This window comes from Microbacterium sp. (genome assembly GCF_047607465.1).
In the GTDB taxonomy this organism is placed as follows: domain Bacteria; phylum Actinomycetota; class Actinomycetes; order Actinomycetales; family Microbacteriaceae; genus Microbacterium.
In genome coordinates this window covers 1-4,853 of record NZ_JASGCY010000071.1, presented here as the reverse complement: position 1 = coordinate 4,853, position 4,853 = coordinate 1, and the positions used below count along the sequence as shown (strand labels likewise).

Sequence of the window (4,853 nt, the reverse complement as noted above, 5' to 3'; positions counted from 1 at the left end):
GTTCCGCCGCTGCCCGTCCCGCCGCTGCCGCGCGCCGCCGACCCGGCCCCGCTGTCGCCGCCGCCTGTGACGGGGGCCGCTGACGGGTCGGCTCTGCTCACGCGCCGCCAGATGCGCGAGCAGGAGCGTGCGCGCACGGCGTCGGTTCCGGTGCTCGACACCGCGGATGCCGCCCCCGAGGGTGAGCGAGCGACCATCGCGGTCGACGAGACGGATGCCGTGCCGGCGGTCGTCGAAGAGGCTCCCGTCGATGTCGTCGATGCGGATGCCGTGGTCGAAGCGGATGCCGTTCCTGATGCGGACGCCGTTGCCGATGCGGTTGCTGTTCCTGAAGCGGATGCCGTGCCCTCCGGCGCGGACGAGGACGATGACCTCGACGAGGAGGTCGACGTCGTCCCGGTCAGCGCTGCCGTGACTGACGACGCCGTCGGCGAGGCCGTGCTGGTCGACGACGAGGCCGCGCAGGGTGCCGCCGCCGACGCGCTCGGCCTCCAGCGCGCTGATGAGAGCGGCGAAGGCGCCGAAGACGGTGCGGCAGACGCCGAGACGGAGCGCCCCGTCGTCAGCGACGTGTTCGGACAGAGCGTGCTCGCAGACCAGGCGTCCGCGCGCGCTTTCGTCCCCTCGTTCGACGACCTGCTCCTCGCCGACGGCTCGGGGGGCTCGCAGCACTCCGCCACCAGCGCCCTGATCTTCAACCCGCCGGCCGGCGAGCGATCGCTGGACGGACCCGTCGCCTCGACCGGGGAGATCCTCGTGACCGGCTCGTACGAGCTGCCTTCGGGGATCGGCTCGCAGGGGCACGCGCACGGCGTCGCCGACGGCAAGGACGTCGACGCCATCCTCATCGACGGAGAGCTGCCGCCGGCATCCTCTCCCACCCCGATCGCCGCGAGCGCGGCGATCAGCACCATAAAGCCCGCCGGTGAGGTCATCCGTCCGCCGGCGCCCGAAAAGGGCAACAAGCTCATGCTCACCCTGGCGATCGTGGCGGGGGGCCTGGCGCTCGCGCTGGGCGTCGTGCTGATCATCGCCTTCACCACGAAACTCATCTGATGCAGTCACCTGAAACCGCCGAAGAGATGCTGCAGATCGCTGCAGACGCCGCCGTCAGCAAGGGCGGTGAAGATCTCGTCGCCCTGAACGTCTCGGAGCCGTTGCCTCTCGTCGACATCTTCCTGCTCGTCACGGGCAACAGCGAGCGCAACGTCGCCGCGATCGCCGACGAGGTCGAGGACAAGCTCATCGAGGCCGGGCACAAGCGCGTACGGCGCGAGGGCCGGGCCGAGGCCCGTTGGGTGCTCCTCGACTTCGGCGACCTCATCGTGCACGTGTTCCACCAGGAGGAGCGGGTGTACTACGGCCTCGAGCGCCTGTGGAAGGACTGCCCCGTCGTTCCCTTCGAGCTCGCGGTCGATCCCGCCTGACATGGCTGTGCACCTCATCACCGGTGCCGGCTCCGGCATCGGCGCTGTCGTTGCGCGCCGTCTGAGGGAGCGCGGAGACGAGGTCGTCCTGCTCGCACGCGACGCGGGGCGGGCGCGTCAGCTCGCGGAGCTGTTCCCGGGCGCGCAGACGCTCGTCGGTGACCTCTCGAACCCTGGGAGGCTCTCCTGGGCGCTGTCGAAGCAGTCGCTGCCGGAGCGCATCGACGCGCTCGTGCACGTCGCGGGCGTCGTCGACCTCGGCTCCGTCGCCGATCTTCCGCCGGCGTTGTGGGAGCAGCAGTTGGCTGTGAACCTCGTGGGCCCAGCGGAGCTCACACGCCTGCTGCTGCCGCTGCTGCGGGTTTCGCGGGGCCGCGTGGTGTTCGTGAACTCCGGGGCGGGCCTGCACGCGCACGCCGGGTGGTCCGCGTATGCGGCGTCGAAGCATGGCCTGAAGGCGCTGGCAGACTCCCTGCGGGCCGAGGAGGCGCCGAACGGCATCCGGGTCACGTCGGTGTACCCTGGCCGCACCGCGACGCCCATGCAGGAGAAGGTGCACCAGCAGGAGGGGCAGGAGTACGATCCGTCGCGGTTCATCGCGCCGGAGTCGGTCGCCGCGACCGTGCTCTTGGCACTCGACCTGCTCGCCGACGCGCATCTCACCGACCTGACGGTGCGTCCGACAGGCTGAGAGCGCGCCATCGAGGCCCGAACGCCGGGGCGTCGATCCGAGGCATTCTCCATCGTGGGAGAGCCTGGAGGTCTGCACGACGCCCGTCAGTCCCCACTGCGTCTCGCGTCGCATCCCGCCCTTCGAGCGGGTATCGACGCCGTCCGTTTCGCGGCGGCAGGGAGCGTCACTCTGTCGAGACGTCGCCGTTCTCAGCGGCATCCTGGTCGGCGGCGGCGCTGCCCACCGTGACGCGCCCGGGGGAGCGGCGTCGATTGGTGCTCAGGGTGCATCCTGTTGTACTCTTTTCAAGTTGCCCCGGTTGGTTCGGGGAAGCAGATGGGCCTGTGGCGCAGCTGGTAGCGCACCTGCATGGCATGCAGGGGGTCAGGGGTTCGAGTCCCCTCAGGTCCACAATGTGATGAGTCGGGACATAGTTGACATCTGAGTCGCGACATCGTTGACACGTTATGAGGAAGAGCCCGGCCATCAGCCGGGTTCTTTTTCGTTGTTGCGCCAGTAGGTTTTGTGGGTTATCGGCCAAAACGTGTGGATGGGGTCGGGCGTTTCATGCGCGTCCTGCCCATCCTGAGCGGTGTCAGAGGCCTTCTTCTGCGTTGAGTCCGGTGTCAGTCACGACGTCCTCGCTGGTGACGTGACGGCGTGGGAGCCGCACGGCAACGCCTGCCGCGATGAGGTTGGGGTGTGACTCTTTCTGTGGATGGTCGTTACCAGGATGGAATGGCAGGTTGAGATGTCTACGAATCGCAGTTGGGTCTGCTGAGGGTTTGGTTGAGTCCTGGATTGCTTCGCTTGAGGGTGGGGCTGGAAGGATGATTACCATGCCGGTGAAGTTCACTGATGAGTTCAAGCGAGACGCGGTCGCGCTGGTCGACTCGGACATCTCGCAGAAGCAGGTGTGCAAGGACCTCGGGATCTCGATGTCCGCGCTGCAGGCCTGGGTGCGCGATGCCCGGTTCGAATCTCACGGGATGACCCCGTCGACCGATCCCGACGAGCAGCGGAAGATGGCTGCCGCGCTCAAGAGGATCCGGGAGCTGGAGATGGAGAACGAGGTGCTCCGTCGCGCGGCGGCGTACCTGTCGCAGGTGCGTATCACGCCCCCAAAATGATCTACCCGCTCGTCCGTGAGATGGCCGCGGCCGGCGCCCCCACCAGGGTGCCGGTCGCGGTGGCGTGTGGGCTGCTCGGCTTCAGCGAGCAGGCGTACTACCAGTGGCTGCGCAGCCCCGTCAGCGCCCGAGATATCGAGGACGCTCATCTGATCGAGGTGCTGCGTGGCCTGCACGAAGATGACCCCGAGGGCGGGTACCGGGTCCTCGCCGACGACCTCCACGACCTCGGCTACCAGGTCTCTGAGCGGCGCGTGTGGCGGCTGTGCCGCCTGGCAGGGATCCGCTCGACGATCACGACCCGGAAACGCCGATACAAGAAGGCGGGCGTGCCGGTGCACGACGATCTTGTCCAGCGTGACTTCACCGCCTCGGGGCCGAACCAGCTGTGGCTGACGGACATCACCGAGCACTGGACGGCGGAGGGGAAGCTGTACTGCTGCGCGGTCAAAGACGTCTGGTCGAACAAGATCGTCGGCTACGCGATCGACAAGCGTATGAAAGCACGCCTGGCCGTCTCAGCACTGGAGATGGCTGTCGCTCACCGCGGTTACCCGACCGGTGTCGTGGTTCACAGCGACCGCGGCAGTCAATTCAGATCACGGAAGTTCGTGAAGGCTCTGAAGCGTCACGGGCTGACCGGGTCGATGGGAAGGGAGGGCGCGTGTGCCGACAACGCCGCTATGGAAAGCTTCTTCAGCCTGCTGCAGAAAAACGTCCTCGACCGGGGCGGATGGGTCTCACGCCAGCAGCTCAGGCTCGCGATCGTGCACTGGATCGAAGCGAAGTACCACCGCAAGCGGAGACAGCGCAGACTCGGCAAGCTGACCCCGGTCGAGTTCGAGTGCATAATGATGGAAGCCGTGGAGTTGGCGGCATAACCCCCGACTCAACCAAACCGACAGCAGACCCCAGGCATGACGAGCATCCACGCGATCACGGCGGCCGACCACGACGAGTGGATCCGGCTGTGGAACGGGTACCTGACGTTCTACGCGTCGGAGGTCCCCGACGACATCACCGCGCGCACCTTCGCCCGGATCGTCGACGACCAACTGATCCACGGCGCGATCGCCCGTGGCGACGACGGCCGCGCCATAGGCCTCGTGCACTGGCTCACCCACCCCGCCACGTGGAGCACGGACGACTACTGCTACCTGGAGGACCTCTTCGTCGCTCCCGACGTCCGCGGCGCCGGCGTCGGCCGTGCGCTCATCGCGCACGTCACGGGCTGGGCCGCAGAGCACGGCAGCGCGAAGGTGTACTGGCTCACCCAGGAGGACAACACCACGGCGCGGAGGCTGTACGACCGCGTCGCGGCGCACACGGGCTTCACGCACTATGAGATCGGCCTCTGAGCGGGGCCGGTGGAACAGAGCGGATGCCGGTGGCGCCGTGCACCTCGGAGCATCCTCGACGGCGTGGTGATCGGCGCAGGGCAGGCGGGCTTGTCGGCCTCGTACCACCTGGAGCGCCCCGTCGACGCCCCCCCAGCGCCGCGGCGCCCCACATTAAGGACGTTGCGCAGATGGGGGGTCGCGGCGCAAGTGGGTCGCCGACCGAGTATGGTGACACCCCACAGAACAAAAGCAAATATTGGTGAATGAAAACCAAAACCCATAT

Annotated in this window: 5 protein-coding genes and 1 tRNA gene; all 6 read left to right on the top strand. The window is 67.5% G+C overall.

The annotated features are described in order from the left end of the window. The coding region (locus QM568_RS10230; protein ID WP_415138453.1) for a hypothetical protein at positions 1 to 1,056 on the top strand (1,056 nt) is incomplete at its 5' end. Beyond that, a complete protein-coding gene (gene rsfS / locus QM568_RS10225; RefSeq protein WP_415138451.1) occupies positions 1,056 to 1,427 on the top strand; it encodes a ribosome silencing factor in 372 nt (123 codons plus the stop codon). The genes QM568_RS10230 and rsfS, both read left to right, overlap by 1 nt. Position 1,428: 1 nt before the next feature. Then, on the top strand, positions 1,429 to 2,118 hold the full coding sequence (locus QM568_RS10220) for an SDR family oxidoreductase (RefSeq protein ID WP_415138449.1): 690 nt from the start codon (positions 1,429 to 1,431) through the stop codon (positions 2,116 to 2,118). A 320-nt stretch (positions 2,119 to 2,438) separates the two neighbouring features. After that, positions 2,439 to 2,511, top strand: a tRNA-Ala gene (locus QM568_RS10215). A gap of 428 nt (positions 2,512 to 2,939) precedes the next feature. Next, positions 2,940 to 4,111, top strand: a protein-coding gene (locus tag QM568_RS10210) for an IS3 family transposase (RefSeq protein WP_415138455.1) whose coding sequence is annotated in 2 segments (ribosomal slippage) — positions 2,940 to 3,216 and positions 3,216 to 4,111 — 1,173 coding nt in all. Because the reading frame shifts where the segments join, the coding sequence is not laid out codon by codon here. 36 nt (positions 4,112 to 4,147) lie between these two features. Then, positions 4,148 to 4,588, top strand: a complete 441-nt coding sequence (locus QM568_RS10205) for a GNAT family N-acetyltransferase (protein WP_415138447.1) — start codon at positions 4,148 to 4,150, stop codon at positions 4,586 to 4,588. Positions 4,589 to 4,853: the final 265 nt, after the last annotated feature.

Excerpts from the sequence above, each read along its gene's own strand:
- rsfS (WP_415138451.1), top strand. The coding sequence starts at position 1,056 with ATGCAGTCACCTGAAACCGCCGAAGAGATGCTGCAGATCGCTGCAGAC.
- QM568_RS10220 (WP_415138449.1), top strand. The coding sequence starts at position 1,429 with ATGGCTGTGCACCTCATCACCGGTGCCGGCTCCGGCATCGGCGCTGTC.
- QM568_RS10205 (WP_415138447.1), top strand. The coding sequence starts at position 4,148 with ATGACGAGCATCCACGCGATCACGGCGGCCGACCACGACGAGTGGATC.